The organism is Phycicoccus jejuensis (assembly GCF_044797865.1).
Taxonomy (GTDB): domain Bacteria; phylum Actinomycetota; class Actinomycetes; order Actinomycetales; family Dermatophilaceae; genus Phycicoccus; species Phycicoccus jejuensis.
The window spans coordinates 1,491,235-1,517,263 of the sequence record NZ_CP085209.1 but is presented as its reverse complement, the minus strand read 5'-3'; the positions used below and the strand labels follow the sequence as shown (position 1 = coordinate 1,517,263).

Sequence of the window (26,029 nt, the reverse complement as noted above, 5' to 3'; positions counted from 1 at the left end):
GCAGACTTCCCGGTGGTGACCCACCCGCGCCAGTCGTCGTCTTCACTCTAGCGAGGTGCTGCGACGCCGCCCAAACGCTCCCGGTCAGCGGGCGTAGGGCGACGGGGGCAGCGGGTCGGGCCAGGAGCCGCCGAGCACCCTGTCGACGTCGAGGACGACGACGACCCGCTCGGGGTTCGGCCGGGGCGGTCGGTACCGGACGGCGTAGCGCTGCTCGGCGTCGCGGACGGCGTCGGCGTCCTCGAGCACCCGGGTCGTCCCCTCGAACGTGACCCACCGCCGCCCCTCGTGCTGGGTGAGCGACGCGCGACGTCCGGCCCGCGCCTGGACGACCTTCGCACTCGAGCGCCCGGCGATGACCCGGGCGACGAGCAGCTCCTCGTCCCAGGTGAAGCCGACCGGCACGCTGTGCGGGCTGCCGTCGCGGCGCAGCGTCGTCAGGGTCGCGAGGTGGCGTTCGCGGAGGAAGGCGAGGACGTTCGGCGCGAGCGCGTCGGGGGTCAGCGCCACGAGCGGTCCTGCGCGAGCCGGGTCAGCACGTCGACGAGCATCCCGCGCTCCTGCTCCTTGATGCGCTCGTGCAGCGAGGCGGCGTCGTCGCCGTCCTCGACGCGCACGGCGCGCTGGTCGATGATCGGCCCGGTGTCGACCCCCGCGTCGACCCAGTGGCAGGTGCAGCCGGTGACCTTGACCCCGTGGGCGAGCGCGTCGCGCACGCCGTGCGCGCCCGGGAAGCTCGGCAGCAGAGCGGGGTGGGTGTTGACCACCCGGAACGCCTCGAGGAAGGCCGGCCCCAGCACCTTCATGAAGCCCGCGGACACGACGAGGTCGGGGTCGTGGGCGGCGACGAGGCGCGCGAGGGCGGCGTCCCAGTCGGCGCGGGTGTCGTGGTCGGGCACCCGGCAGACGAACGTCGGGATGCCGCGCTCCTGCGCCCGCTCGACCCCGCGCGTGCCGTCGCGGTCGGCTCCGACGACGACGACCTCGAGGGGCGCGTCGCCGGCGTCGAGGACCGCCTGGAGGTTGGTCCCGGAGCCGGAGACGAGCACGGCCAGCCGCAGCGGGCCACCTGACCCCGCGCTCACCGGCGCAGCCGCCACGCGTCACGCAGGACGAAGAGGACGGCGCCGACGACGAGCCACGCGAGCGCCGAGAGCGCCATCTCGAGGGCCGGGGCCCCGACCGACGACAGCCGGTAGGCCCCGAGCGACCCGCCGCCGACGGCGTCGAGCAGCCCGATGGCGAGCGCCGTGACGACGCACGAGGACACGGCGACGACGAGCTTGGTGCGCAGCCGGGCGAGCCGGGCCACGGTCGCGACGGCGCGACGCCCGACCCACATCCCGGCGCCGACGAGGAGCAGCACGCAGACGACGCCGACGAGCCCCGGGAAGCGCCCCGGCTGGGGCAGCGCACCGAGCGCGGGGACCATCGGCAGCAACCCCGTCTCCGAGCCGTCCCACGTGACGGAAGCGCCCTCGACGACCGAGAAGCCCGGGCCGGCGACGAACGAGACGACCCACAGGCCGAGGTTGGCCAGGCCGGCCAGCTGCCCCGCGAGGAGCACCGCGACGCCGACACCGGAGGGGGCGAGGTCGGACTGGATCGACACGACCCGCGGCCACGCGAGGAGCACCGCGAGGAGGACGGCGACCATCCCGACCATGATCAGGAGGCCGGCGCCCGCGAGCCCCGGGCCGACCGAGCGACGGATGCTGTCGGGCAGCGGGAGGAGCAGGCGCGGCCCGAGGACGTCGGGGTCGTCGCGGCCGACGGCGCGCAGCGCGTATCCGAGCCCCACGAGGGGCACGAGGACCGCCGGCAGGAGCAGCGTCCAGGGCCGGGGCGGCAGCGGGCCGTTCGCGGCGAGCACCCAGCCGATGCCGACGACGGCCGCGTAGCCGGCCCACCAGGCCCCGACCGCGGCGGCCAGCGGGCGCGGCAGCAGGCCGGCCCACCACTCCCCCTCGGAGCTGACCCGGACCATCGCCTCGCGCGCGCCCAGGCGGGCGACGAGCACGAGGACACCGAGGAGCAACAGGGGCGTCAGGGCGATGGTGGCGGTCCCGACCCCGAGGTGGGCGCCGCCGGCGAGCAGCCAGGCCGAGGCGCCGACCGCCGTCGCCGACGACCCGTCCGAGCTCGAGAGCGGGTCGGCCGCCCACGCCGCGAGGACCGGCCCGACGACGAGCACCGCGGACACGAGCCCGGTCGCGACGCCGATGAGCCCGGAGCGCCGCCAGCCGGGCGCCAGCGGGTGGACGTGGCCACCGGCGGGCTCGGTGCCGGCCGGTGAGGACGTGGTGCGGTCCGTGACGGTCATCGCGGACCAGTCTGCGGCACGGTCAGCCGCGAGCCGTGGTGCCGCGCCGTGCGGCGGCGGGGTCGGCGACGGAGCAGGGTCGGGCCCACCGGTCGAGAGAACAGGACACGCCGCCGGCGCACGGGCGCGGGCGGCGTGTCCTGTTCGCTCGACGGGGTGGGGGCACCCCGAGCGGGCGGTCGGTCGCGGTGGCGTCAGCCGGCGAGCGACTCCATGATGCCGCGCATCAGCTGGGCGGTCTCGGACGGCGTCTTGCCGACCTTGACACCGGCGGCCTCGAGGGCCTCCTTCTTCGCCTGCGCCGTGCCGGACGAGCCGGACACGATGGCGCCGGCGTGGCCCATCGTCTTGCCCTCGGGGGCGGTGAAGCCCGCGACGTAGCCGACGACCGGCTTGGTCACGTGGTCCTTGATGTACGCCGCCGCGCGCTCCTCGGCGTCACCGCCGATCTCGCCGATCATGACGATCGCGTCGGTCTCGGGGTCGTTCTCGAACGCCTCGAGGCAGTCGATGTGCGTCGTCCCGATGACCGGGTCACCGCCGATGCCGACCGCGGACGAGAAGCCGAAGTCCCGCAGCTCGTACATCATCTGGTAGGTCAGCGTGCCCGACTTCGAGACCAGGCCGATGCGGCCGCCGCCCGAGATGTCGGCCGGGATGATGCCGGCGTTGGAGGCGCCGGGGCTGATCAGGCCCGGGCAGTTCGGGCCGATGATCCGGGTGCCGCCCTTCTGCGCGGCGTAGTTGTAGAACTCCGCGGTGTCCTTGACGGCGACGCCCTCGGTGATGACGACGAGCAGCGGGATGCCCGCGTCGATCGCCTCGACGGCGGCGGCCTTGGTGAAGGCGGCGGGGACGAACGCGACGCTGACGTCGGCGCCCGTCTTCTCCATCGCCTCGGCGACGGTGCCGAACACGGGGACGGAGACGCCGTCCTCGAACTCGACGTCGGTGCCCGCCTTGCGGGGGTTGACGCCGCCGACGATGGCGGTGCCGGAGCGCAGCATCCGCTGCGTGTGCTTCATGCCCTCGGAGCCGGTCATGCCCTGGACGATGACCTTGGAGTCCGCGGTGAGGAAGATGGCCATGGGTGTCTGTTCTCTCTTCTCGCTCGCTCGGGTCAGTTCTGGGAGGCCAGCTCGGCGGCCTTGCGCGCGGCGCCGTCCATCGTCTCCTCGATGAGGACGAGCGGGTGGTTGCGCTCGGCGAGGATGCGGCGGCCCTCCTCGACGTTGTTGCCGTCGAGCCGGACGACGAGCGGCTTGGTGGCCTCGTCACCGAGGGCGTCGAGCGCCCCGACGATGCCGTTGGCGACCGCGTCGCACGAGGTGATGCCGCCGAAGACGTTGACGAACACCGACTTCACCTGCTCGTCGCCGAGGATGATGTGCAGCCCGTTGGCCATCACCTCGGCCGAGGCGCCGCCGCCGATGTCGAGGAAGTTGGCCGGCTTCTGGCCGCCGAACTCCTCGCCGGCGTAGGCGACGACGTCGAGGGTGCTCATGACGAGCCCGGCGCCGTTGCCGATGATGCCGACCGAGCCGTCGAGCTTGACGTAGTTGAGGCCCTTCTCCTTGGCCGCGGCCTCGAGCGGGTCGGCGGCGGCGGAGTCCTCGAGGGCCTCGTGGTCGGGGTGGCGGAAGTCGGCGTTGGCGTCGAGCGAGACCTTGCCGTCGAGGGCGACGATGTCGCCGTCCTCGGTCCTCACGAGCGGGTTGACCTCGACGAGGGTGGCGTCCTCCTCGCGGTAGACCGTCCAGAGGGTCTTGAGGACCGGCTCGATCTTCGCGGCGACCTCGCCCTCGAAGCCCGCGGCCTCGACGATCTCGCGGGCCTTGGCGTCGTCGATGCCGGTGTTGGGGTCGACGGCGATCCGCGCGAGGGCCTCGGGGCGCTCGACGGCGAGCTGCTCGATCTCCATCCCGCCCTCCTTGCTGCACATCGCGAGGTAGGTGCGGTTCGCGCGGTCGAGCAGGATGGAGAAGTAGTACTCCTCGGCGATCCGGGCGCCCTGCGCGATCATCACGCGGTGCACGGTGTGGCCCTTGATGTCCATCCCGAGGATGGCGCTCGCGTGCTCCTGCGCCTCGTCGGCGCTCTTGGCGACCTTGACGCCGCCGGCCTTGCCGCGCCCGCCGGTCTTCACCTGGGCCTTGACGACGGTGACGCCGCCGCTCGCGGTGCCGATGCGCTCGGCCGCCTCCCTCGCCTCCTCGGGCGTGGTGGCGACGGCCCCGGCGAGCACGGGGACACCGTGCTTCTCGAACATGTCACGGGCCTGGTACTCGAAGAGGTCCACGAGGCGATCCGTCCTCACTGTCGGCGAAAGTGGTCCGCAGGGCAGCGTATCCGCGCCACGTCGCAGGGCCGAACCCGAGGCGTCCGATGGGGGGAATCTCACGCCGACCGGGCCGTCGACGCGGCGACCGGCGCCCGTCCCGGCGGGCCGGAGGACGCCGCAGGGGCGGCCCGGCCGGTGGCCGGACCGCCCCTGGGAGGGCGTCGAGGGCGTCAGCCCACGGACACCGCGGTGTCGTCGACGACGAACGAGGTCTGCAGCGAGGAGTCCTCGGTGGCGGTGAACTTCACCGTCACGGCCTTGCCCTTGTAGGGCAGCAGGTTGAAGGACTTCTGCACGTACGAGCTGTTCTTGTTCGCGTTGGAGTACGTCGCGAGCGTCGTCGTCGTGCCGCCGACCACGACCTGGGCCTTCATCGTGTCGTAGGCGGTCGACGTGGTCTCGGCCGTGTCGATGCGGACCCAGAACGAGAGGGTCGCAGCCGTCGCGGTCGAGGGGATGGTCACCGTCTGCTGCTCGGTCTCGGTGCCGGTGGTGCCGTTGCCGCCGAGCCACAGCTTCCAGCTGCCGGTGCGCGCCGGGCGGCCGGTGTTGTTCGTGATCGGGCCGGCCGTGCCGGTCCACACCGTGGCGCCGGACTCGAAGCCCGCGTTCTGGAGCAGGTTGCCGCTGGTGGGCGGCGGGGTGGTCGTGCCACCGCAGCTCTGCGCGCCGGCCGGGACCGAGATGGCCGAGAAGGCGCTCTCGACCGCGGTGCAGACCGCGGCGTTGCTCGGGAAGAGCTCCTTGGCGGAGGCGATGGCGCCCTCGCGGGCCGCGGCGTAGTTGCTCGTCGAGGTCAGCTTGGTCGCGAGGGTGCGGTACCAGACCTTCTCGATGTTCGAGCGGCCCGCGCCGGTGACGGTCGAGCCGTTGCAGGTCGGGCTGTTGTACGAGACGCCGTTGACCGTCTTCGCGCCGCTGCCCTCGGAGGCGAGGAAGAACCAGTGGTTGAGCGGGCCCGAGGAGTAGTGCGGGTCGAGGTTCTTCGTGCCGGTGGTCCAGCAGTCCTGGCTGGCACCGTCCTTGCTCGGCTTGTCCATGTAGCGCAGCGGGGTGCCGTTGCCGTTGATGTTGATCTTCTCGCCGATGAGGTAGTCGCCCGGGTCGGCCGAGGAGTTCGCGTAGAACTCGACGGCGGTGCCGAAGATGTCCGAGGTCGCCTCGTTGAGGCCGCCCGCGTCGCCCGTGTAGGCCAGGCCCGCGGTGTTCTCGGTGACACCGTGGCTCATCTCGTGCGCGGCGACGTCGATGCTCGTCAGCGGGTGGGTGTTGCTCTTCCCGTCGCCGTAGGTCATCTGGGTGCCGTCCCAGAACGCGTTGACGTAGGCGTTGCCGTAGTGGACGCGGCTGCGGGCGCCCCGGCCGTCGTTCCAGATGCCGGCCCGGCCGAGGACGTTGGTGTAGTAGTCGTAGGTCTTCTCGGCGCCGTACTCGGCGTCGACGGCCGCGGTCTGGCGGTTGGAGGCCGTGCCGTCGCCCCAGACGTTGTCGGCGTCGGTGAACTGAGTGCCGGCCGCGGTCGAGCTCGTCGAGCCGTTGAGGTCGGTCGTGTAGTTGCCGTGGCTGTCCTTGAGCAGCCACGCGGAGCCGCTCTGCGTCGTGTTGAGCGTCACCGTGCCCGAGTACATCGAGTTGCCGGTGCCGTTGACGATCTCGTCCCAGCTCGAGACGACCGCGCCGGTGCTCGCGTCGACGATCGTGTGCAGGCGGCTCGGGGTCTGGTCGGCCTTGACCCCCGTGGTGACGACGTCGTACGCCAGGCGGGGGCTGCCCGAGCCCGCCCAGACCACGAGCTCGCCCTGGCTCTTCTCGCCGGAGGCCTTCGAGCGCTCGGCGCCCGTCGCGACCGCGGCGGTCTTGGCGAGCTTCGGGGTCGTCGAGGGGGCGGCGACGGACTTGCGGCCGGCGTTGTAGCGGACCTCCTCGAGGGCGCCCTTGGCGCTCTTCTCGACGACGAGGTCGCCGCCGACGACGCGCAGGCCGTTCCAGGTGCGGTCGTAGCGGGTGTGCGTCGTCCCGTCCTTGTCGGTGATGACGGACCGGGGGACGAGCTTCTCGGCCGCGGCCAGCCCGAGGGCGGCGTGGTCGGAGCCCGCGGCGACCGCGGAGGGGGAGGAGGCCGGGGTGCCGGCGGAGGGGGCGCCGACGGCGCTGGCGGAGGTGGTGCCGGCGACGATCGTCGCGAGGGCGGCGCCGAGGGCCAGGCCGGTGGTGAGTCGTCTCACGGTCGGAGATCTCCTTGGGGAGGGGGGTGCACCCGTGTTCGGGCACGGGTGGAAACATCCAACTCGGATGCCGTGCAGGACAAGGCATCTTGCGAAAGATTGACCGTCCCGCCGGAACTCTTTACCGGTCTGCGGGGGGACCTTGACCTATCCCGTGGGCCGCCTGTGAGTCCCGCTCGCCCACCGGTCGACGGCCGGTTTCCCCCGTGCTAGTGCCGCGCCTACAGTGAGGCCGCGATGACGAGCCTCCAGCGGCTGCGCGGCGCCCCCACCCCGGACGCCGCGCCCTCCGCCCCGAGGGGCGACTCGCCGTGCCGTGCGCTCGCCGGCGGGGTGCGGGCCCTCGGTGACCCGGCCGTGCTGGCCGGCGCCGCGGTGGAGGCGGTCTGGCTCGGGGCGCACCTGACGACCTGGCCGCTCGGGCTGGTGGGCTCCGGCCGCTCCGGTGCCGGTCCCGCCTACCGCGTCGAGCACCTCCCCCCGGTGCAGCGCGGGATGCTCGTGGCCGACGTCGAGGCCGCGGGGACCCCGATCCTGCTCGTGCACGGCATCGTCAGCAACCGCTCGGTCTTCACGGTGCTGCGCCGCGGCCTGACCCGCCGGGGCTTCTCGAACGTCTTCGCGATGAACTACTCGACGGTCGCGACGGACGTCCGCACCGCGGCCCTGCGCCTGGCCGACGAGGTGGAGTCGGTCTGCGAGCAGACGGGGTTCGAGCGCATCCACGTCATCGGGCACAGCCTCGGCGGGCTCATCGCCCGCTACTACGTGACGCGGCTCGGGGGCGACGCGCGGGTGCACACGCTCGTCACCCTCGGGACCCCGCACGAGGGGACGTGGGCCGCCTACGCCCTGCCGACCCGGCTGCTGCGCCAGATGCGTCCCGGCAGCGGGCTGATGCGCGAGCTCGCGCGGCCCGTGCGCGGCTGCCGCACCCGCTTCCTCGTGTACTGGTCCGACACCGACGCCGTCATCGTGCCGCAGCGCTCGGCGGCGCTTCGGCATCCCGACCTCGCGACCCGGTCGGTCCGGCTGCACGGCGCCGGGCACCTCACCCTGCCGATGCTCGGCGAGGTCGTCCACGGCATCTCGACCGCGCTGACCCAGCTCGACGCCGACGGCAGCACGGTGCGCCGCGGCGTCGTCCCCCTCTCCCGCCGCGGCTGACCCCGCACGTGCGGGGTTGTCGCGGTCCGAACCGGGCCGCGGAGCGCGGAAAGCCCGCACGTGCGGGGTTGTCGCTGTCCGCACCGGGACCAGAGCGCGGAAAGCCCGCACGTGCGGGGTTGTCGCTGTCCGCACCGGGACCAGAGCGCGGAAAGCCCGCACGTGCGGGGTTGTCGCGGTCCGAACCGGGCCGCGGGCACGACAAGCCCGCACGTGCGCGGTTGTTGCTGTCCGGACCGCCCTCGGGGCACGAAAAGCCCGCACGTGCGGGGTCATCGCTGTCCGGACCGCCCTCGGAGCGCGGAAAGCCCGCACGTGCGGGGTTGTCGCTGTCCGAACCGGGCCCGCAGCACGTGATGCCCGGCTCCTGAGACGGCTCACAGGCGTGCCCGGCGTCACGCGCGGCACCGTTTTCGCAGGTCAGCGGGCTGGGCACCGACATCGATGTCAGCCGGCCGGAGCGGTCGTCCACACCCCCGCCTTTGTGTCACGGAATGGTCACGGTACGGTGTACCGGCCCCGCCAGGCCCCTGCCGTCGACACCCCCGAGGTCCCCCCCCGTCGTGAGTTCCCGGTCGTACACCGGGCGCCACTACGCCGGACGCCACCGCGTCCAGCGCCGCGCCCGCACCCCCCGCGCCCTCAGCCCGGGGTTCGTCCTCCCGACCGTCGCCGCGGCCGGCCTCGTCGTCACCGCGACCGGCGCGAGCATGGCCGAGTCGGCCACCGCCCAGCCGTTCGAGCTGACCAGCTCGCAGAGCGCGATGGTCCGCACCCAGCAGGCCGCCGACGTCGAGACGGGCGCCGAGCTGGCCAACCGCCGCCAGGACGCGAGCATCCAGTCCGCAGCCCTCCAGGGCCGGACGGAGGCCAAGGTGCGGGCCGCCCGCGCCGCCGAGCGCCGCGCCGCGCAGGTCGCCAAGGCCAAGGCCGAGGCCGAGAAGCAGGCCAAGAAGTGGGTCCGCCCGATCGGCGTCTGGAACATCACCTCCGGCTACGGCTGGCGCTGGGGCAAGAACCACGACGGCATCGACCTCGGCGCGCCGACCGGCACCCCCCTCTCGGCGATGTCCAAGGGCACGGTCATCGGCGCCGGCTGGCACGACAGCTTCGGCTACAAGGTCGAGATCAAGTACTGGGACGGCAGCATCTCCTGGTACGGCCACATGAGCCGCATCGACGTCACCGAGGGCCAGGAGGTCATGCCCGGTGACCGCGTGGGCCTCGTCGGCAACACCGGCCACTCCTTCGGCTCGCACCTGCACCTCGAGTTCCAGCGGACGACCGCGAGCGACACCCCGCTCGACCCGGTGCCCTGGCTCAAGGACCACGGCCTCTGGTGACCTCGGTGCCGCCACGGCGGCACCCTCGACGATCGACGACCCCGGCGCATCCCGCCGGGGTCGCGGCGTCCCCGGCTAGAGCTTCTCGAGCGGGGCGAAGCGCAGGACGAACCGCTTGACGCCGAGCTCGCCGCCGAAGTCGACCTCGGCCTGCGTCTTGTCGCCCTCGCCGAGCGTGCGCACGACCGAGCCGAGCCCGTAGGTGTCGTGGGTGACCTTGTCGCCGGGCGCGAGCTGGATGACCGGCCGGTTGCCGGGCGAGCGCACCCCGGGCCGGGCCGCGAGGGTCGCGACGGCCGGCCGCTGGTCGCGACGACCGACCGCCGCCGCCCCGGAGAGCTCGCGCTCCCACTCGAGCAGCTCGGCCGGGATCTCGTCGAGGAAGCGCGAAGGCGGGTTGTACTGCGGTGAGCCCCACGCGGATCGGACCGCGGCGCGCGAGAGGTGCAGCCGCTCGCGGGCACGGGTGATGCCGACGTACGCGAGGCGGCGCTCCTCCTCGAGCTCCTTGGCGTCGCCGAGGCTGCGCAGGTGCGGGAAGGTGCCGTCCTCCATGCCGGTGAGGAACACGACGGGGAACTCGAGCCCCTTGGCCGTGTGCAGCGTCATGAGGGTGACGACGCCCTGCTCCTCGGCCTCGGCGCTGTCGGGGATCTCGTCGGCGTCAGCGACGAGCGAGACCCGCTCGAGGAAGTCCTCGAGGCTGATGACCTCGCCGGTCTCGCGGCGCGCGTCGTCGAACTCGCGGGCGACGGCGACGAGCTCGGCGAGGTTCTCGACGCGCGTCTCGTCCTGCGGGTCGCGACTGTCGCGCAGCTCGGTGAGGTACCCCGTGCGGTCGAGGATCGCCTCGAGCAGGTCGGCGACCCCGGTCTCCTCGTCGTCGCGCACGCGCCCGAGGTCCTCGAGGATCTGGGTGAAGCCGCGGATGGCGGCGACCGACCGCGTCGCGATGCCCGGCGCGTCCTCGGGCCGCCCGAGGGCCGCGACGAACGGGATGCGCTCGCGCTCGGCGAGCGCGGCGACGCAGGCCTCGGCGCGGTCGCCGATGCCGCGCTTGGGGACGTTGATGACCCGCCGGAGGTTGACGGTGTCGGTGGGGTTGGACAGCACCCGCAGGTAGGCCAGCGCGTCCTTGACCTCGCGGCGCTCGTAGAACCGGGTGCCGCCGACCACCTTGTAGGGCAGCCCGACCCGCACGAACACCTCCTCGAGCGCACGGCTCTGCGCGTTGGTGCGGTAGAAGACGGCGACGTCGCCGGGGCGGGCCTCGTGCGCGTCGGTCAGCCGGTCGATGGTGCGCGCGACGAACGAGGCCTCGTCGTGCTCGTTGTCGGCGACGTACCCGATGATCCGGGCGCCGTCGCCGCTGTCGGTCCAGAGGTTCTTCGGCCGCCGGCCCTCGTTGCGCGCGATGACGGCGTTGGCCGCCCGCAGGATGGTCTGGGTCGAGCGGTAGTTCTGCTGGAGGAGGATGGTCCGCGCCTGCGGGTAGTCCTCCTCGAACTCCTCGATGTTGCGGATCGTCGCGCCGCGGAAGGCGTAGATCGACTGGTCGGCGTCTCCGACGACGACGAGCTCGCTCGGCTCGACGCCGTGCTCGGTGCGCGTCGCCTCGGAGCCGACGAGCTCCTTGACTAGCTGGTACTGCGCGTGGTTGGTGTCCTGGTACTCGTCGACCATGACGTGCCGGAAGCGGCGCCGGTAGTGCTCGGCGACGTCGGGGAAGGCCTGGAACATGTGGACCGTCGTCATGATGAGGTCGTCGAAGTCCATCGCGTTGGCCTGCCGCAGCCGCCGCTGGTACTCGGTGTAGGCCTCGGCGAGGACCTGCTCCTGGTGCGTGCCCTCCTGCGCGACCCGGCTCGCGAAGGTCTCCTCGTCGACGAGCTCGTTCTTGAGGTTGGACACCTGGTGCCCGAAGGCCCGCGGGTTGTAGCGCTTGGGGTCGAGGTCCATGTCGCGCAGGACCATCGCCATGAGCCGCTGACTGTCGGCGGCGTCGTAGATGGAGAACTGCGAGCGCATCCCGACCTTGTCGGCCTCACGGCGCAGGATGCGGACGCACGCGCTGTGGAAGGTCATGACCCACATCGCCTTGGCGCGCGGGCCGACGAGGTCGGCGACCCGCTCGCGCATCTCGGCGGCAGCCTTGTTCGTGAAGGTGATGGCGAGGACCTGGCCCGGCTGCACGCCGCGGTCGGCGAGCAGGTGCGCGATGCGGTGGGTCAGCACCCGGGTCTTGCCCGAACCCGCGCCGGCGACGATGAGCAGCGGCGGACCCTCGTGGAGCACGGCCTCGCGCTGCTGCGGGTTGAGCCCCTCGAGCAGGGCCGCGGCGTCGAGGCGGCGGCCCGGACCGCCGTCGGGACCCCGGCCCTCGGCGGCCGCCTCGGCCCACGTCGGCACCCCGGCGGCGTTGACGAGAGCCGCCTGGGCGCTCGCGTGGGTCGCGGGGTCGGCAGGGTGAGTCTGGCCGAAGTCGAGGCCGTCGAAGAGGGTGCTCATCTCGGGGTCCACCCTACGTCGCGGCGCCGACGGCCCGGACATGGCGGACCCCCGGAGCGCTCGACCGGTGCAGGGGTTCCGATCGGGGCGACCCGGGGGTCTTGACCCAACGGTAGAGCCGACGCGAGCACGCCGTCTAGGGTTTGTCCAAGCAAATTTCCCCAGGGTGGAACAGCCCGGTCCGGTCAGAACCGCCGGCGGTTGCCCGTTCCCGCGAGGAGGGAGCGCACGCGGGCCCACCACGACCGGTGGTCGGCCGGCGAGCGCGGCATCGTCTGAACCCCCGGCGATGGCAGCACGAACGAGAGCGCCATCCCGCCGTGACCCACCGCGAGCAGCACCCGGCGCGGGACCGAGAAGAGGGTCCGGCCGTCGCCGTCGGGTCCCAGGACCCGCTGCACGACGACGAGCGTGAGCACGATCAGCACGGCCCAGGTGAGCACGGCGACCACGGCGTCGAGCGGGGACCGGCCCCTCCCCACCCGGCGGCCCGCCCGCCGCTCGAGCCACAACCCGACCGTCCACGGGTAGACCCCGCCCACGACCGCCGCGCCGGCCACCGCCGACACGAGGAACGGGGTGACCCGGACCGCGCCGCCCCACGGGACGGGCGAGGTGAACGCCGTGAGGACCAGCCAGAACCCGGGGAAGGCCACCGCGGTGGCGACCATCAGCCCGAGCACCCGGAGGACCCCGGGCGGGCGGGCCCACTGCGCGGCGTAGTCGGTGGGCTGGCCGAACGCCTCGACCGGGTCCTCCCCGGTGGCCTCGACGTGGGCCAGCACGTCCTGGACGACGACGCGCACCCTCGACTCCGGCAGGCCGGCCAGCCGCAGCTGGCTCGCGAGCACCCGGCAGTACTCGAGCACGTCGACACGCATCCCGTCGACCGGTCGCATCCCCTCCACGTCAGACCTCGAGCGCTCTCGTCATCCGGTCGGCGAAGGACGACCACCCGTCACGGCCCTCGGCGAGGACCTGTCGTCCCGCCGGGGTCAGCGCGAAGTAGCGGCGCGCCGGGGCCCCGTCTGCCACCGTCCACTCGCTCTGCACGAGGCCGTCGTCCTCGAGCCGGCCGAGCAGCGGGTACACCGTGCCGCCGCGCAGGCCGGGCAGCCCGGCGTCGGCGAGCGAACGCAGCAGCGAGTACCCGTACGCCGACCCCTCACGGGCGAGCACGGCGAGCACCGCGAGGTCGAGGACCCCCTTGAGCCACTGGCTCTCGCGGTCCGGCCGCACCACCTCCCCCATACCGCCCAGCATCGGGGCCCTAGGTAGCGGTGTCAACTAGTCGGTGATGCGACTGCCCGACGCGCGGTCGCGCGCTCCGGACCACCCGTCGGTGCCAGGCCCTAGCGTGGGCCCATGGCCTCGCGCAAGGGTGAGTTCGGGGAGCCCGTCGTCCTCGACGTCGACGGCTTCGACGTGCGCGTCTCCAGCCCCGAGCGGGTCTACTTCCCGGCGCGCGGCGAGACCAAGCTGGACCTCGTGCAGTACTACCTGTCGGTCGGCGACGGCATCGTCCGGGCGCTGCGCGAGCGGCCGTGCATGCTCCACCGCTTCCCCGACGGCGTGGCGGGCGCCAAGGTGCACCAGAAGCGGCTGCCGCGCGGCGCCCCGCCATGGGTCGAGACCGTGCGCCTGCACTTCCCGCGCTACGGCCTCCACGCCGACGAGCTGTGCGTCACGCGGCTCGCCGACGTCGCCTGGGCGTGCCAGATGAGCACCGTCGAGTTCCACCCCTGGAACAGCCGCCGCGCCGACACGGAGCAGCCCGACGAGTGGCGCATCGACCTCGACCCGATGCCGGACGCGCCGTTCTCGAAGGTCCGGCGGGCCGCCCACGTCGCCCACGAGGTCCTCGACGAGCTCGGCGCCGTCGGGTGGCCGAAGACCAGCGGCGGCCACGGTCTGCACGTCTACGTCCGCATCGCGCCGGATCACGGCTTCACCGACGTGCGCCGGGCCGCGCTCGCCTTCGCCCGCGAGGTCGAGCGGCGCCTGCCCGACGAGGTGACGACGACGTGGTGGCGCAAGGACCGCGACCCCGCCGCCGTGTTCGTCGACTACAACCAGAACGCCCGCGACCACACCATCGCCGCGGCGTACTCGGTGCGCGGCAACGAGATCGGTACGGTGTCGGCTCCGCTGCGCTGGAGCGAGGTCGACGACGCCGAGCCCGACGACTTCACCATCGCGACGATGCCGGCCCGCTTCGCCGAGCTGGGCGACCTCCACGCCGGCATCGACGACGCCGCCTTCGACATCTCGCCGCTCCTCGAGTGGGCCGAGCGCGACGAGGCCGCCGGGGCCGAGCCGCCGCCCGAGCCCGAGGACGACACCGGGAAGCCCTGATGGACCTCGTCGTCGCGCCGGGACCCGGTGTGCCGCAGGGCCTCACCGTCCCGGGCGCCGACCTCGTCGAGCGCTTCTCCCGCGCGTCCGGCCCCGGCGGACAGGGCGTCAACACCACCGACAGCCGCGTCGAGCTCGAGCTCGACCTCGCGGTCGTCACCGGTCTGACCGACGCCCAGCGCCGCCGGCTCGAGCGCGGCCTGGGGGCTCGCCTCGTCGACGGGCGGCTCGTCGTCACGGCCTCCGAGCACCGGCAGCAGCGGCGCAACCGAGCGGCCGCCCGCGAGCGGATGGCCGAGCTGCTGCGCGAGGCGCTGGCCCCACCACCACCGGCCCGCCGGGCGACCCGACCGACCCGCGGGTCCGTCGAGCGGCGGCTCGACGCCAAGCGCCGACGGGCGCTCACCAAGTCCGCGCGCGGCCGGCTGCGTCCCGACGGCTGACCTGCGCGATTCGGTCCTCCGGCGGCCACGGGTTACGGTCGACGGGTTTGTCCAGAGGAAGGCACCCGATGTCCGTGACCACCCGATCCGCCGAGAGCAGCCGCAGCGACCGCGGCTTCCTGGGGCACCCGACGGGCCTCTCGACGCTGTTCTTCGTCGAGCTGTGGGAGCGCTTCAGCTACTACGGCATGCGGGCGATCCTCCTGTACTTCCTCGTCGACACCGCCGCCAACGGCGGGCTCGGCATCGACGAGGCGACCGGCACCTCGGTCGTCGCGATCTACGGCTCGGCCGTCTACCTGCTCTCGGTCCTCGGCGGCTACGCGGCCGACCGGCTCGTCGGCGCCCGGCGCTCGACGCTCTACGGCGGCGTCGTCATCATGGCCGGCCACCTGAGCCTCGCCGTGCCCGCGACCCCGACCGCGTGGCTGGGCATCGTGCTCGTCGCGCTCGGCACGGGCCTGCTCAAGCCGAACATCTCGGCGATCGTCGGGCGCCTCTACGCCGACGACGACCCCCGCCGCGACGCCGGCTTCTCGATCTTCTACATGTCGATCAACCTCGGCGCGCTGTTCTCGCCGCTCGTCGTCGCCTTCCTGCGCGACCGCTTCGGCTACCACGCCGGCTTCTCGGCCGCGGCCGTCGGGATGGGTGTCGCGCTCGTCTGGTTCGTCCTCGGCCGGCGCACCCTGCGCGGCGCGGGCGACGACGTCCCCAACCCGCTCGGCGCCACCGAACGCCGCCGGCTGCCGCTGCTCGTGCTCGGCGCGGTGGTCGCCGTCGCCCTGCTCGTCGCCCTCGCCTCGACGTGGCGCGACAGCGTGCTCCTCGCCGTCATCGACGCCATCTCGGTCCTCGCCATCGCGACGCCGGTGGCCTACTTCGTCGTGATGTTCCGCAGCCGCAAGGTCGACGACCAGGAGCGCACGCACCTCGCGGCGTACATCCCGCTGTGGGTCGGCGCGGTCGTCTTCTGGATGATCTTCGAGCAGGCCGCGGGCAAGATGGCCCTCTTCGCGCAGGAGCGCACCGTCACCTCCGTCGGTGGCGTGCAGGTCAACCCGGAATGGTTCCAGTCCGTCAACCCGCTCGCGATCATCGCCCTGGCGCCGCTCTTCGGCCTCCTGTGGGTCCGGCGCGCCGGCCGCTTCCCCTCGACCCCGATGAAGTTCACCATCGGCGTCACGCTCATCGGCGTCTCGGCGCTCGCGATGGCGTGGGCCTTCGCGAGCTACCAGGGCAACACCTCGCCGGTGTGGGTCCTCGGCGGCGTCTTCGTCCTCCAGACCGTGGCCGAGCTGTTCCTCTCCCCCGTCGGGCTGTCCGCCACGACGCGCCTCGCGCCAACCGCCTTCGCCTCGCAGGCGATGGCCCTGTGGTTCCTCGCCACTGCCGCCGGCCAGGCCGTGGCCGCGCAGCTCATCACCGCGATGAGCGGGCTGGGCGACTCGACGTACTACCTCGTCAACGCCGCGATCACCCTCGTCGTCGCGGCCGCGATGCTCGCGCTCGTGCCGTGGGTCCGCTCCCGGATGGCGAGCGCCGAGGTCACGACCGTCTGAGGCGCACCTGCCCGGTGCGGCGTCAGCCCCGGACGAGGTCGCCCACGAGGCCGGTGACCTCCTCGGCGCAGCCCCACGACAGGGTGACGCCGGCGCCGCCGTGCCCGACGTTCGTCACGACCGGACGGCCGCCGACGTCGTGGACGCGCAGGTCGACGGCAGGCGCCACCGGCCGCAGCCCCACGCGCGCGCCGAGCACCTCGGCGTCGCGCAGCGCGGGGACCGCGCGACGGCACCGCTCGACGATCTGCTCGTGCTCCTGCGGGTCGGGCTCGTCGCGGTCGCCGGCGGCGTCCGACCCGCCGCAGACCACCCAGCCGCGGTGCGGCAGCACGTAGGTCATCCCGCCGGGTGCGCCGTCGTCGACGAGCCAGCGGTCGAACCCGGGGTTGGCGAGCAGCGCCACCTGGCCCCGCGACGGCGAGACCTCGAGGCCCGGGAGCAGGGCGGGTGCACGCAGACCGGCCGCGAGGACGACGACGTCGCCCGGTTGGTCGTCGAGGTCCTCGACGCGGCCGTCGACGAGCTCGACCCCCGCGGCGACGCAGGCGCGCTCGAGCCAGTCGAGGTACACGACCATCGCGACGAGCGGGACCCGGGCGACGACGCCGGAGGGCGCGCCCTCGGGCAGCTCGTCGGGCGTCGCGTCGCGCCATCCGGTGAGCCCCTCGGTCCACCACCGGTCGGGGCCACCACGCTCGACGAGCAGGCCCTCGCGCAGGGCCACCCCGGTGCCGGGGTCCGCCGCGAGCGACGTGAAGTGCCGCAGCGACGTCAGCCCCCAGCCGACGACCCGGTCGCGCGGCTCGACGTGGTACGGGAACCACAGGCCGCCGGCGACCGCCGAGACGGTGCCGGGCGACGGGACGTCCCGCACGCACCGCACCTCGTGCCCGGCGCGCGCCAGCAGCAGGGAGGACGTCAGGCCCACGACGCCACCACCGACCACGGTCACGGCTGCCACGCACCCATCGTCCCCCGTCCCGCGGCCGTTCGCCGGCAGGACGCCACGATCCGGGCGGCCGCCGTAGAGTCGCGGGATGGAGCCGCTCGACCCGCACCCGGTGACGGGCGCGCTCCTCCCCTCGCCCGTGCCGCCCGGTGCCGGCTGGCCCGGTGACCCGGCCGACGGCGACACCCCCGTGGCGCGGACCGCAGCCGCCGTGCGCCGGCTCGCGGCGTCGGCGCCGGACGTGCCGGAGCTCCAGGCGCGGGTCTCGGTGTGCCGGGCCTGTCCCCGCCTCGTGAGGTGGCGCGAGGACGTGGCGACCACCGGGCGGCGCGCGTCCTTCGCCGATCAGCCCTACTGGGGCCGGCCAGGCCCCTCGTTCGGCGACCCGCGGGCCGGCGTGCTCCTCGTGGGCCTCGCCCCGGCGGCCAACGGCACCAACCGCACCGGCCGGATGTTCACCGGCGACTCCTCCGGCGACTTCCTGTGGGCCGCCCTGCACCGCACCCGTTTCGCCGCCAAGCCGACCTCAGTCGCCGCCGGTGACGGGCAGGCGTTGACCGACCTGCGCATCGTCGCCGCGGTGCGGTGCGCGCCCCCGGCCAACAAGCCGACCCGGGCCGAGCGCGCCACCTGCTCGCCGTGGCTGGAGCGCGACCTGCGGCTCGCGGAGCCCCACCTGCGGGCGATCCTCTGCCTCGGGTCGATCGGCTGGGACGCCGCGCTGGCCGGTGCGCGCGCGGTGGGCTGGGAAGTGCCCGCGCCGAAGCCGAGGTTCGGCCACGCAGCCGAGGCGACGCTCGGGCTCCCGGACGGCCGGAGCATCCGCCTGGTCGGAAGCTACCACGTGAGCCCGCACAACACCTTCACGAAGCGGCTGACCCCCGCCATGCTCGACGAGGTCCTGACCGGCTTGCGCGCGTAACCCGTTGGCGCCGTTCGGCGTCGGTGGCTAGCGTTCCGGGATGATCTCCCTCGTCGCCCCGGACGTCCGCTTCCACCGGTCCTACCTCGCCGCGCAGGACGAGTTCGACGCGGCCGGCGAGGGCACCCGCGACGGCGACGGGGTCTGGGTCGAGGCCCCGGATGGCGATTTCGCGGGGGTGGAGTTCACGCGCGCCGAGCTCGAGACGCCCGCCGGGTTCGAGCGGTTCGTCGCGCACCGGCGCGGCCAGGTCGACGAGGACGCGCCGCGGACGCCCGGGCACGTGCCCTGCACGTTCCTCTGGGTCGTGGACGACGAGCAGCCGGACGAGCACCTCGGGTCGCTCGCGATCCGGCACCGGCTCACGCCGTTCCTCATCGAGATCGGGGGGCACATCGGCTACTCCGTCCGGCCGTCGGCCCGCGGGCGGGGCATCGCCACGGAGGCGCTGCGACTGTCGCTGCCGCTGTGTCGTGAGCTCGGCATGGACGAGGTGCTTGTCACCTGTTCCGAGGACAACCTCGCGTCGGCGAGCGTCATCGAGGCCAACGGCGGTGTCCTCGAGGACGTCCGCCACCTGATGCGCCGCTACTGGATCGACCTGGGCTCCTGACCCCGCCGCCGCCGCGGGCTACACCGCAGTAACTGCTGCTGTGATGACACGTACTGCGGTGTAGCGCGCGATGCGGCGCGCGCTGGAGGGGCTGCCGGAGGGTCGGGCCGTCCTAGGGTGGCGGCATGAGCGAGCTCCACGGACCTGCCCTCGTCGTCACGCGCGCCGGGGGCTCCGACGTCCTCGCCGTCGAGGACCGCACCGCACCTGCTCCCGGGCCGGGCGAGGTCGTCGTCGAGGTCGCGGCGGTCGGCGTCAACTTCATCGACGTCTACCAGCGCGAAGGCGTCTACCCGATGGAGACGCCGTACGTGCTCGGCAACGAGGGCGCCGGCACCGTCGCCGCGGTCGGCGACGGGGTCGAGGACCTCGTCGAGGGCGACCGCGTCGCCTGGGCGATGTCGGTCGGCAGCGCCGCCCGGTACGCGGTGCGCGACGCCTCGACGCTCGTCCCCGTGCCCGATGGCGTCGACCTCGAGACGGCCGCCGCGGTCATGCTCCAGGGGATGACCGCCCACTACCTGACGACGAGCACGTTCCCCGTCGGCCACGGCACGACGGCCCTCGTCCACGCAGCGGCCGGCGGCGTCGGCCAGCTGCTCGTGCAGATGGTCCGTGCCCGCGGCGGGGTCGTCGTCGCGACGGCCGGAGGGCCGGAGAAGTGCGCGACCGCCGAGCGGCTCGGGGCGCAGCACGTCATCGACTACCGCGCCGTCGAGGACCTCGCCGCCGCCGTGCGCGAGGTCGCGCCGCAGGGCGTCGACGTCGCCTACGACGGTGTCGGGCGCGACACCTTCGACGCCTCGCTCGCCTCGCTGCGCCCCCGCGGGATGCTCGCCCTCTTCGGCGCGGCGAGCGGGCAGGTGCCGCCCTTCGACCTGCAGCGGCTCAACCGCGCCGGATCGGTGTTCGTCACGCGGCCCAGCCTCGGGCACTACCTCGCGAGCCGCGACGAGCTCGAGTGGCGGGCCGGCGAGGTGCTCGCGGCCGTCGCGGACGGCTCGCTCGAGGTGGCGGTCGGCGGCCGCTACGCGCTGGCCGACGCGGCGCGGGCGTACGACGACCTCGAGGGCCGGCGCACCCAGGGCAAGCTGCTCCTCACCCTCTGACCCCGCTCCAGACCACTCGCGTATCGGGTGACCCGATACGACCGCGCCTCACCCGAGAACCGTTCCGGGGTGAAGCGCACCGGTATCGGATGACCCGATACGCGTGTGACTCGGGCTGGGGTCAGGAGGCGCTGGTCCAGAGGACCGCGACGGCGGCGTTGAGGACGGCCAGCCAGCCGGCGACCTGGACCAGCTGCGGGCGCGAGCCCTGGCCCTTGCGCTCCTTGGCCGCGGCGATCTCGGCGCACGCGGCGACGGCGACCGCGACGAGCAGCTTGACGCCGATCTTCGCGTGGTTGACCGGCTCGTCACCGGCCTCGACGACCCCGACGAGCAGCAGCCCGGTCACGAGCTGGGCGCGCGCACCCCAGACGAGCGCGGGCGTGACCTTCCCCCGGGCGACGAACACGGCGCTGCCGATGATCGCGGCCATGCCGAGGAGGTGCAGCAGGACGAGGACGTGCTCGACGAACTCCATGGGCGCCAGCGTAGGGCCTGCGCCCGCGCCACCCGGCGACGCCCGGGGGCCTCAGACGAGGCGCCGCCCCATCGCCCACGCGGTCAGCTCGTGGCGCGAGGACAGCTGGAGCTTGCGCAGCACCGACGACACGTGCGTCTCGACGGTCTTGACGGAGATGAACAGCTCCTTGGCCACCTCCTTGTACTGGTAGCCGCGCGCGATGAGGCGCATCACCTCGCGCTCGCGCGCCGAGAGCCGGTCGAGCTCCTCGTCGACCTCGGCGATCTCGCCGGCCGCCGCCCCGAACGCGTCGAGGACGAACCCGGCGAGCCGCGGCGAGAACACCGCGTCGCCGTCGGCCACCCGCCGGACCGCGGTGAGCAGGTCGCGCGCCCCGATCGTCTTCGTCACGTACCCGCGGGCGCCGGCGCGGATGACCGCGATGACGTCCTCGGCCGCGTCGGACACCGACAGCGCGAGGAAGCGCACCGGCGCCCCGGAGGCCGTCTCGACCCCGGCGCACCCGCGGATGACGTCGCCGCCCCCGTTGCCGGACCCGCCGGGCAGGTGCACGTCGAGCAGCACGACGTCGGGCGTCTCGGCCCGGATGACGGCGATGGCGGTGTCGACGTCCGGTGCCTCGCCGACGAACTCGCACACCGGGGTCGCGCCCGCCATCGCCTCGGTCAGCTCGGCGCGCACGCCCGTGCGGAACATCCGGTGGTCGTCGACGAGCACCACGCGCACGGGGGCCGTCGGGGCAGGGGTCTGGGTGCTGCTCATGTGTCGTCTCCTTCGATCGGTGGCAGCCGAAGCTCCACCTCGGTCCCGTCGTCGCGCCGGCGCACCCGCGCGCTCCCGCCGTGCCGTTCCATCCGCTCGAGGACCGAGCGGCGCACACCGAGCCGGTCCTCGGGCACCGCGTCGAGGTCGAAGCCGGCACCGCGGTCGCGGACGAACGCCTCGACCCCGGCCGGCCCGATCTCGACGTAGGCCGTGACCGGCGGCGCGCCGTGCCGGACGGCGTTGAGCAGCGCCTCGCGCATCGCCCGCGAGAGCGCCACCCCGTGCTGCTCGAACGGCCGGTCCCCGGTGACGACGAGGTCGACCGGGACGCCGTGCAGGTCCTCGACCTCGTGCGCGACCTCCGTGACGAGCGCGGCCAGCGAGGCCTGCGACCCCTGCGGCCCGTCGTAGAGCCAGCTGCGCAGCTCGCGCTCCTGGGCGCGGGCGAGCCGGGTGACGGCGGCGGGGTCGGCGGACTGGCGCTGGATGAGCGCGAGGGTCTGGAGCACCGAGTCGTGCAGGTGCGCCGCGATGTCGGCCCGCTCGGTCGCGCGGACGGCGGCGTCCTGCTCACGGCGGAAGTCCGCCCACAGCCGCAGCGCCCACGGCGCGGCGAGGATGAGCGCACCGACGAGGACGGCGAGCGCCGCGAGCACGGCGTCCCAGAGGACGCTGACCGAGCTGCCGCGCGTCACGAGGACGAGGACACCGACGAGGGCGAGCCCCGAGCCCAGGAGCACCCGGACCCAGCCCATCCCGTCGGGGCCGCCGGTCAGCCACCGCGAGCGCTGCGCGGCATCGAGGTTCGACCACGCCACGACCGCCCCGACGCCGATGACGAACAGCGGCAGCAGGACCGACCCGCGCGCGGTCATCCCGACCCCGGGCACGAGCAGGGCGCCACCGGCGACGACGAGGACGACGCCCGCGACGAGGAGGACGGCCCAGCGGCGGCGCTCGGACCAGGCCCGTGCCTGCACTGCACCACCCGCGCCCGCCGGGCCGTCGGCCTCGGGGGTCAGGGCCCAGAGGAAGAGGTAGGCCGCGACGCCGGCCCCGCCGGAGAAGGCGAGGACGACCGCGGCGACGCGCACGAGCCGGCGCGAGACGCCGAGGTGGCGGGCAACCGCGTCGCACACGCCCGGCGTCCAGCCCGCCGAGCGGTCGCGGACGAGCGGCGGGCGCGACGGCGACGCCCCCGGGAGGGGGCCGGCATGGGTCCGCACGCGGGTCGCGGCGGGCTCGTAGGGCGTGGGCACGACTCCATCCTGACGCACGACCGGCGCCTGCGACCCGCCCGCCGGGGTCCGGTCAGGGGGTGCTCAGGGTCGACCCTCATGGCCGCCCCCCGCCCCGCGCGGACACAGTGGTGCCATGACCGAGAGCTCCACCTCCCAGATGCCGCCGACCGGCGCGCCGTCCGCGATCGACGACGGGCTCGCCCGACTGCGCCGCTCGAGCGTCCGCCGCGACACCGAGCGCCGCTGGTTCGGCGGCGTGTGCGCCGGCGTCGCCGCGCGCTTCGACGTCGACCCCCTCCTCATCCGGGCCGCGGCGATCGCGCTGACCATCGCCGGCGGCATCGGGATCCCGCTCTACCTCGTGCTGTGGCTCCTCCTGCCGGACGCCCGGGGCGAGGTCCTCGCCGAGCGCGCGATCCGCGGCAGCGACGCGTGGGCCATCGTCCTGCTCGTCCTCACCGGGATCGTCCTGCTCGTCGGCGCCGTCTCGGTGCTCGGCGACGGCAACGCGTGGGGCGGCTCGCTCTGGCTGCTCGTCCCCGTCGGCCTCGTCGTGTGGTTCGTCGCGACGCGCAGCCGCACCACCCCGACCCCGTGGGCCGGCCAGGCCCCGCCCCCTCCCCCCGCAGGAGCGACGATGTCCGCACCGCCCCCGGCGCCGCCCACCGGCGACCCGGCCACCGCCTACCGCTACCCGCCCACGCAGCAGCCGGCCTGGGGCACACCGCCGCCGCCTCCCGGCGGGGGCTGGGCGCCCCGCCCCCAGGGCCCCTCCGGTGGGATGCCGGTGCCGCCGGCCCCGCCGCAGCCCCTCGGCCCGCCGCCTCCCCCGGCGCCCCGCCGGCGCCGTCCCAGCGGCTTCGTCGGCCTCGTCTCGCTCGGCCTCGTCATCGCGGTCGTCGGCCTCGTCGCCGCCGTCGCCGAGCCCCTCGGCTTCACCGGCGAGCCGGTCGTCCTCGGCCTCGCCCTCGCCCTCGCCGCGGTCTCCGCCGTCGTCCTCGGGCTCGGGGCCACGGGCCGGGCATCCGGCTTCAGCGGGTTCCTCGTGATCGTCCTCGGGCTCGTGACGGTCGCCGCGTTCGGCGCAACGCACTCCACCGCCCGCGGCGGGGTCGGCGACCGCGTCTGGACCCCCACGGCGACCGCCCTCCCGGCGACCTACTCGCTCGGCGCCGGCGACGCGACGCTCGACCTCGGCGGCCTCGCGGCGCTGCCCGCCACCTCCGACCCCGCGACCGTCTCGGTGTCGATGGGCGTCGGCGAGCTGACCGTCCGCGTGCCCGACGGCCTGGACGTCCGGGTCGAGAACCGCGTCGGCGTCGGCGAGCTGCGCCACGACCGCGAGAGCACCGACGGCGGGCTGGAGACGCTCGAGACCCGCTCGGGCACCGACGTCTCGCGCACCGTCTCGGTCGGCGACGCCGACCGCCCCGACCTCGTCGTGACGACCGACGTCGGCATCGGCGACGTGACCATCATCGAGGAGAGCTGACCATGACCGACGACACCACCCGCCCCCTGCGCACCGAGCTCGGGCTCGACGACGACCGGTCCACCGCCACCCCCGGGCAGGAGCCCACCGCGACGACCACGCAGGGTCCCGCCCTCGGGGCGGACGAGGGACGCACCCACCTCGAGACCGTGCCCGGGCCGGTCGAGCCCCGCTGGCGTCGTGGGCCGGCCCCCTTCGCCCTGCTGCTCGGCATCCTCGGGCTCGTGACCGCCGGCGCGCTGGTCGTGTCCGAGGTCGCCGACGTGAGCATCCCGTGGTCCGACCTCGGGCCGTGGACCGTGGTCGCCGGCGGCATCCTCGTCGTCCTCGTCGGCCTCCTCGGACTGCGCGGGAGCCGCGAGCGCGAGCCCCGCGCCTAGCGCCGCGGCACGACCCCGGTCGCCCGCAGCGCGTACGAGACGGTCGGCACGAGGTCGTAGCCGCTGAGCCTCCCGAGCGGGACCCACGCCGCCTCAGACGTCGACCCGCCCACGTCGTGCACGACGGGGCGGGTCGGCCGCGTGCAGCGGGCGGTGTGCAGCAGCCGGACCGCGTGGTAGTCCTCGGCGCCGCGCTCGGAGCGCCCGACCCAGTGCTGGGTCATGACGTCGACGAAGCGCACGTCGTCGACGTCCTGGCCGGTCTCCTCGTGCACCTCGCGGACGACGGCCTCGCGCGGGCTCTCCCCATCGTCGAGGCCACCGCCCGGCAGGGTCCAGCGGCCCTGCGCCCCGGTGAGCGGCGCGAGCCGCGTGAGCAGGAGCCGGTCGTCGTCGACCACGACCGCGTAGGCCGCGACCCGTTGCCGCGGCTCCACGCGCGCCCGGTCCGCCTCGGAGAGACCGGGACCGCCGGGCGGCGCCGGCACCCTCGAGGTGACGGCCTCGACGCGGAAGGTGAGGACGATCGACGGCAGGACGCCCTCCACGGACGACCCCAGCGGCTCCCAGCCGCGCGCCGCGAGGCCCGCCGCCGGGTCCTCGCCGTGCCCGAGCACGAACGACACGACCTCGCGCCCTCCGCGCACCCCCCGGACGGTGATCACGACGCGCCGGCCCGCCGGTACTCGTCGAGCGTCGCGGCGACGGTCGAGGGCCAGTCCTGGCGGGGCGGCTGCTGCCGCAGGTGCGCGCGCATCCGGCCCCGGAGAGCGTCGTCGCCGGCCAGGCGTGCGACGGCCTCTGCCACGCCGGTGTCGGTGCTCGCGAGGAGGCCGTCGACCCCGTCCTCGACGACGTCGTCGACCCCGGTGCCGGTCGGCGCGACGACGGGCAGGCCGGCGGCCCGCGCCTCGAGGGCGGCGATGCCGAACGCCTCGAGCCGCGCCGTCGTCACGTACAGGTCGCCCGAGTGGTGCAGCCGCCGCAGCCCCTCGCGGTCGAGGCGTCCGGGCATCGACACCCAGTCGAGGTCGCGGGCGCGCAGGTAGGCCTCCATCGCGCGGCGCTGCGGTCCCTCGCCGGCGACGGTGGCGCGCAGCGGCACCGCGGGGTCGAGGCGCCGGCGGGCCTCGCGGAGGGCGCCGAGGAGGGCGAGGGGCCGCTTGCGGCTGACGAGGCGCATCGCGGTGACGACGTGGACGCCGTCGGTGTGGTTCGCGACCTCGCTCGTGTCGGCCGGGGCGGCCCACCACGCGGCGTCGATCCCGTTGTTGAGCACCCCGACCGGGGCGCCGCCGGCCGCCTCGCGCACCTGCGCCGCGGCCATCCGCGAGACCGCGGTCAACGCCACGCCGCGCCCGGCCCACCGGCGCAGGTGGCCGGCGGCGCGGAAGAGCGGCACCCACCGGCCGAGGACGCAGTGCACCGTCGCGGCGACCGGCATCCCGATTCCCAGCGCCACCCGCACCGCGTCGGTGGCGAACGGGCTGACCACGCCGAGGTGCGCGTGCGCGACGTCGAAGCGACCCGCGAGGAGGCGCCGGCGCAGCTCGGGTGGCGCGAAAGGGTTGACGGGCACGCCGTTCGGCAGCGGGATGGCCAGCCGGTGCACCGCCACGCCGTCCTCGACCGTGATGACGCCACCGCGCTCGCCGTCCTGGCCGGTCGTCGCCGTGAAGACCTCGACCTCGTGACCGGCTGCGGTCAGCGCGTGCGCGAGGTCGTGCACCTGCCGCTCGATGCCACCGAGCCGCGGCGGGTAGCAGTCCGACAGGAGGGCGACCTTCACGAGGGTCCACCCTGCCAT

Annotated in this window: 25 protein-coding genes; 10 read left to right on the top strand and 15 right to left on the bottom strand. The window is 74.4% G+C overall.

Annotated elements, in window-relative coordinates; all coding sequences use genetic code 11:
* Nucleotides 1–84 precede the first annotated feature (84 nt).
* From LG324_RS07170 to LG324_RS07145, 6 genes are all read right to left on the bottom strand, one after another.
* Nucleotides 85–510, bottom strand: a complete 426-nt coding sequence (locus LG324_RS07170) for a TIGR03618 family F420-dependent PPOX class oxidoreductase (protein WP_404352716.1) — start codon at nucleotides 508–510, stop codon at nucleotides 85–87.
* On the bottom strand, nucleotides 501–1,061 hold the full coding sequence (purN, locus tag LG324_RS07165; protein WP_404353130.1) for a phosphoribosylglycinamide formyltransferase: 561 nt from the start codon (nucleotides 1,059–1,061) through the stop codon (nucleotides 501–503). Before purN ends, LG324_RS07170 begins: the two co-directional genes overlap by 10 nt.
* Nucleotides 1,062–1,081: 20 nt before the next feature.
* Nucleotides 1,082–2,323, bottom strand: coding sequence for a DUF6350 family protein (locus LG324_RS07160; protein ID WP_404352715.1), 1,242 nt, complete (start codon nucleotides 2,321–2,323; stop codon nucleotides 1,082–1,084).
* A gap of 194 nt (nucleotides 2,324–2,517) precedes the next feature.
* Nucleotides 2,518–3,411 (bottom strand): succinate--CoA ligase subunit alpha, encoded by an 894-nt coding sequence (gene sucD, locus LG324_RS07155; RefSeq protein WP_404352714.1) that lies wholly within the window; start codon nucleotides 3,409–3,411, stop codon nucleotides 2,518–2,520.
* 32 nt (nucleotides 3,412–3,443) lie between these two features.
* A complete protein-coding gene (sucC, locus tag LG324_RS07150; protein WP_404352713.1) occupies nucleotides 3,444–4,622 on the bottom strand; it encodes an ADP-forming succinate--CoA ligase subunit beta in 1,179 nt (392 codons plus the stop codon).
* 212 nt (nucleotides 4,623–4,834) lie between these two features.
* Nucleotides 4,835–6,889: a M4 family metallopeptidase gene (locus LG324_RS07145; RefSeq protein WP_404352712.1), complete on the bottom strand. Its 2,055-nt coding sequence runs from the start codon at nucleotides 6,887–6,889 to the stop codon at nucleotides 4,835–4,837.
* A gap of 237 nt (nucleotides 6,890–7,126) precedes the next feature.
* On the opposite strand from LG324_RS07145, the gene LG324_RS07140 reads away from it, so the two are divergent.
* Nucleotides 7,127–8,056, top strand: coding sequence for an esterase/lipase family protein (locus LG324_RS07140; protein ID WP_404352710.1), 930 nt, complete (start codon nucleotides 7,127–7,129; stop codon nucleotides 8,054–8,056).
* A gap of 563 nt (nucleotides 8,057–8,619) precedes the next feature.
* The gene (locus LG324_RS07135; protein ID WP_207024633.1) at nucleotides 8,620–9,399 is read left to right on the top strand and encodes a M23 family metallopeptidase; all 780 of its coding nucleotides are present in this window, start codon (nucleotides 8,620–8,622) and stop codon (nucleotides 9,397–9,399) included.
* A gap of 75 nt (nucleotides 9,400–9,474) precedes the next feature.
* Here the strand turns inward: LG324_RS07135 and pcrA are convergent, their stop codons facing one another.
* From pcrA to LG324_RS07120, 3 genes are all read right to left on the bottom strand, one after another.
* Entirely contained in the window at nucleotides 9,475–11,907 is a 2,433-nt protein-coding gene (pcrA, locus tag LG324_RS07130; protein WP_404352708.1) for a DNA helicase PcrA, read from the bottom strand.
* A 185-nt stretch (nucleotides 11,908–12,092) separates the two neighbouring features.
* Nucleotides 12,093–12,806 (bottom strand): hypothetical protein, encoded by a 714-nt coding sequence (locus LG324_RS07125; RefSeq protein ID WP_404352707.1) that lies wholly within the window; start codon nucleotides 12,804–12,806, stop codon nucleotides 12,093–12,095.
* Nucleotides 12,807–12,816: 10 nt separating this feature from the next.
* Entirely contained in the window at nucleotides 12,817–13,158 is a 342-nt protein-coding gene (locus tag LG324_RS07120) for a PadR family transcriptional regulator (protein ID WP_030528776.1), read from the bottom strand.
* Between the two features lie 114 nt (nucleotides 13,159–13,272).
* Here LG324_RS07120 and ligD point away from each other — a divergent pair, with 114 nt between their 5' ends.
* The 3 genes from ligD to LG324_RS07105 all read left to right on the top strand — a co-directional run bounded on the left by ligD (nucleotide 13,273) and on the right by LG324_RS07105 (nucleotide 16,267).
* A complete protein-coding gene (gene ligD, locus LG324_RS07115) occupies nucleotides 13,273–14,262 on the top strand; it encodes a non-homologous end-joining DNA ligase (RefSeq protein ID WP_404352706.1) in 990 nt (329 codons plus the stop codon).
* Entirely contained in the window at nucleotides 14,262–14,705 is a 444-nt protein-coding gene (arfB, locus tag LG324_RS07110) for an alternative ribosome rescue aminoacyl-tRNA hydrolase ArfB (protein WP_372447510.1), read from the top strand. The genes ligD and arfB overlap by 1 nt, the downstream gene beginning before the upstream one ends.
* 68 nt (nucleotides 14,706–14,773) lie before the next feature.
* Nucleotides 14,774–16,267 carry a peptide MFS transporter gene (locus tag LG324_RS07105; protein ID WP_404352704.1) on the top strand — a complete coding sequence of 498 codons (1,494 nt, stop codon included), beginning with the start codon at nucleotides 14,774–14,776 and terminating at the stop codon, nucleotides 16,265–16,267.
* Nucleotides 16,268–16,289: 22 nt separating this feature from the next.
* Here LG324_RS07105 and LG324_RS07100 read toward each other — a convergent pair whose 3' ends face one another.
* The gene (locus LG324_RS07100) at nucleotides 16,290–17,231 is read right to left on the bottom strand and encodes an NAD(P)/FAD-dependent oxidoreductase (protein ID WP_404352702.1); all 942 of its coding nucleotides are present in this window, start codon (nucleotides 17,229–17,231) and stop codon (nucleotides 16,290–16,292) included.
* Between the two features lie 76 nt (nucleotides 17,232–17,307).
* On the opposite strand from LG324_RS07100, the gene LG324_RS07095 reads away from it, so the two are divergent.
* The 3 genes from LG324_RS07095 (at nucleotide 17,308) to LG324_RS07085 (ending at nucleotide 19,863) form a co-directional block, all read left to right on the top strand.
* Nucleotides 17,308–18,141: a uracil-DNA glycosylase gene (locus LG324_RS07095; protein ID WP_404352701.1), complete on the top strand. Its 834-nt coding sequence runs from the start codon at nucleotides 17,308–17,310 to the stop codon at nucleotides 18,139–18,141.
* Between the two features lie 40 nt (nucleotides 18,142–18,181).
* A complete protein-coding gene (locus LG324_RS07090) occupies nucleotides 18,182–18,754 on the top strand; it encodes a GNAT family N-acetyltransferase (protein ID WP_404352700.1) in 573 nt (190 codons plus the stop codon).
* A gap of 125 nt (nucleotides 18,755–18,879) precedes the next feature.
* Nucleotides 18,880–19,863: a quinone oxidoreductase family protein gene (locus tag LG324_RS07085; RefSeq protein ID WP_404352699.1), complete on the top strand. Its 984-nt coding sequence runs from the start codon at nucleotides 18,880–18,882 to the stop codon at nucleotides 19,861–19,863.
* A gap of 121 nt (nucleotides 19,864–19,984) precedes the next feature.
* Here LG324_RS07085 and LG324_RS07080 read toward each other — a convergent pair whose 3' ends face one another.
* The 3 genes from LG324_RS07080 to LG324_RS07070 are packed head-to-tail and all read right to left on the bottom strand — an operon-like array spanning nucleotide 19,985 to nucleotide 22,368.
* Nucleotides 19,985–20,341, bottom strand: coding sequence for a hypothetical protein (locus LG324_RS07080; RefSeq protein WP_030528784.1), 357 nt, complete (start codon nucleotides 20,339–20,341; stop codon nucleotides 19,985–19,987).
* Nucleotides 20,342–20,392: 51 nt separating this feature from the next.
* Entirely contained in the window at nucleotides 20,393–21,106 is a 714-nt protein-coding gene (locus LG324_RS07075; protein ID WP_404352698.1) for a LuxR C-terminal-related transcriptional regulator, read from the bottom strand.
* Nucleotides 21,103–22,368: a PspC domain-containing protein gene (locus LG324_RS07070; RefSeq protein WP_404352697.1), complete on the bottom strand. Its 1,266-nt coding sequence runs from the start codon at nucleotides 22,366–22,368 to the stop codon at nucleotides 21,103–21,105. The genes LG324_RS07075 and LG324_RS07070 overlap by 4 nt, the downstream gene beginning before the upstream one ends.
* 115 nt (nucleotides 22,369–22,483) lie before the next feature.
* Here LG324_RS07070 and LG324_RS07065 point away from each other — a divergent pair, with 115 nt between their 5' ends.
* Nucleotides 22,484–23,842 (top strand): PspC domain-containing protein, encoded by a 1,359-nt coding sequence (locus LG324_RS07065; RefSeq protein ID WP_404352695.1) that lies wholly within the window; start codon nucleotides 22,484–22,486, stop codon nucleotides 23,840–23,842.
* A gap of 2 nt (nucleotides 23,843–23,844) precedes the next feature.
* Nucleotides 23,845–24,222, top strand: a complete 378-nt coding sequence (locus LG324_RS07060; protein ID WP_404352694.1) for a hypothetical protein — start codon at nucleotides 23,845–23,847, stop codon at nucleotides 24,220–24,222.
* On the opposite strand, the gene LG324_RS07055 is transcribed toward LG324_RS07060, so the two are convergent.
* Nucleotides 24,219–24,869 (bottom strand): NUDIX hydrolase, encoded by a 651-nt coding sequence (locus LG324_RS07055; RefSeq protein ID WP_404352693.1) that lies wholly within the window; start codon nucleotides 24,867–24,869, stop codon nucleotides 24,219–24,221. The genes LG324_RS07060 and LG324_RS07055 overlap by 4 nt on opposite strands.
* A 14-nt stretch (nucleotides 24,870–24,883) precedes the next feature.
* The gene (locus LG324_RS07050) at nucleotides 24,884–26,029 is read right to left on the bottom strand and encodes a glycosyltransferase family 4 protein (protein ID WP_404352692.1); all 1,146 of its coding nucleotides are present in this window, start codon (nucleotides 26,027–26,029) and stop codon (nucleotides 24,884–24,886) included.

Bases quoted from the DNA above. Each gene is read 5' to 3' on its own strand.
- LG324_RS07075 (WP_404352698.1), bottom strand. From the start codon at position 21,106: ATGAGCAGCACCCAGACCCCTGCCCCGACGGCCCCCGTGCGCGTGGTG.
- LG324_RS07140 (WP_404352710.1), top strand. From the start codon at position 7,127: ATGACGAGCCTCCAGCGGCTGCGCGGCGCCCCCACCCCGGACGCCGCG.
- LG324_RS07160 (WP_404352715.1), bottom strand. From the start codon at position 2,323: ATGACCGTCACGGACCGCACCACGTCCTCACCGGCCGGCACCGAGCCC.
- LG324_RS07065 (WP_404352695.1), top strand. From the start codon at position 22,484: ATGACCGAGAGCTCCACCTCCCAGATGCCGCCGACCGGCGCGCCGTCC.
- pcrA (WP_404352708.1), bottom strand. From the start codon at position 11,907: ATGAGCACCCTCTTCGACGGCCTCGACTTCGGCCAGACTCACCCTGCC.
- LG324_RS07085 (WP_404352699.1), top strand. From the start codon at position 18,880: ATGAGCGAGCTCCACGGACCTGCCCTCGTCGTCACGCGCGCCGGGGGC.
- LG324_RS07080 (WP_030528784.1), bottom strand. From the start codon at position 20,341: ATGGAGTTCGTCGAGCACGTCCTCGTCCTGCTGCACCTCCTCGGCATG.
- LG324_RS07120 (WP_030528776.1), bottom strand. From the start codon at position 13,158: ATGGGGGAGGTGGTGCGGCCGGACCGCGAGAGCCAGTGGCTCAAGGGG.
- sucD (WP_404352714.1), bottom strand. From the start codon at position 3,411: ATGGCCATCTTCCTCACCGCGGACTCCAAGGTCATCGTCCAGGGCATG.
- ligD (WP_404352706.1), top strand. From the start codon at position 13,273: ATGGCCTCGCGCAAGGGTGAGTTCGGGGAGCCCGTCGTCCTCGACGTC.
- LG324_RS07095 (WP_404352701.1), top strand. From the start codon at position 17,308: ATGGAGCCGCTCGACCCGCACCCGGTGACGGGCGCGCTCCTCCCCTCG.
- LG324_RS07050 (WP_404352692.1), bottom strand. From the start codon at position 26,029: ATGGCAGGGTGGACCCTCGTGAAGGTCGCCCTCCTGTCGGACTGCTAC.
- LG324_RS07060 (WP_404352694.1), top strand. From the start codon at position 23,845: ATGACCGACGACACCACCCGCCCCCTGCGCACCGAGCTCGGGCTCGAC.
- LG324_RS07090 (WP_404352700.1), top strand. From the start codon at position 18,182: ATGATCTCCCTCGTCGCCCCGGACGTCCGCTTCCACCGGTCCTACCTC.
- LG324_RS07105 (WP_404352704.1), top strand. From the start codon at position 14,774: ATGTCCGTGACCACCCGATCCGCCGAGAGCAGCCGCAGCGACCGCGGC.
- LG324_RS07125 (WP_404352707.1), bottom strand. From the start codon at position 12,806: ATGCGACCGGTCGACGGGATGCGTGTCGACGTGCTCGAGTACTGCCGG.
- arfB (WP_372447510.1), top strand. From the start codon at position 14,262: ATGGACCTCGTCGTCGCGCCGGGACCCGGTGTGCCGCAGGGCCTCACC.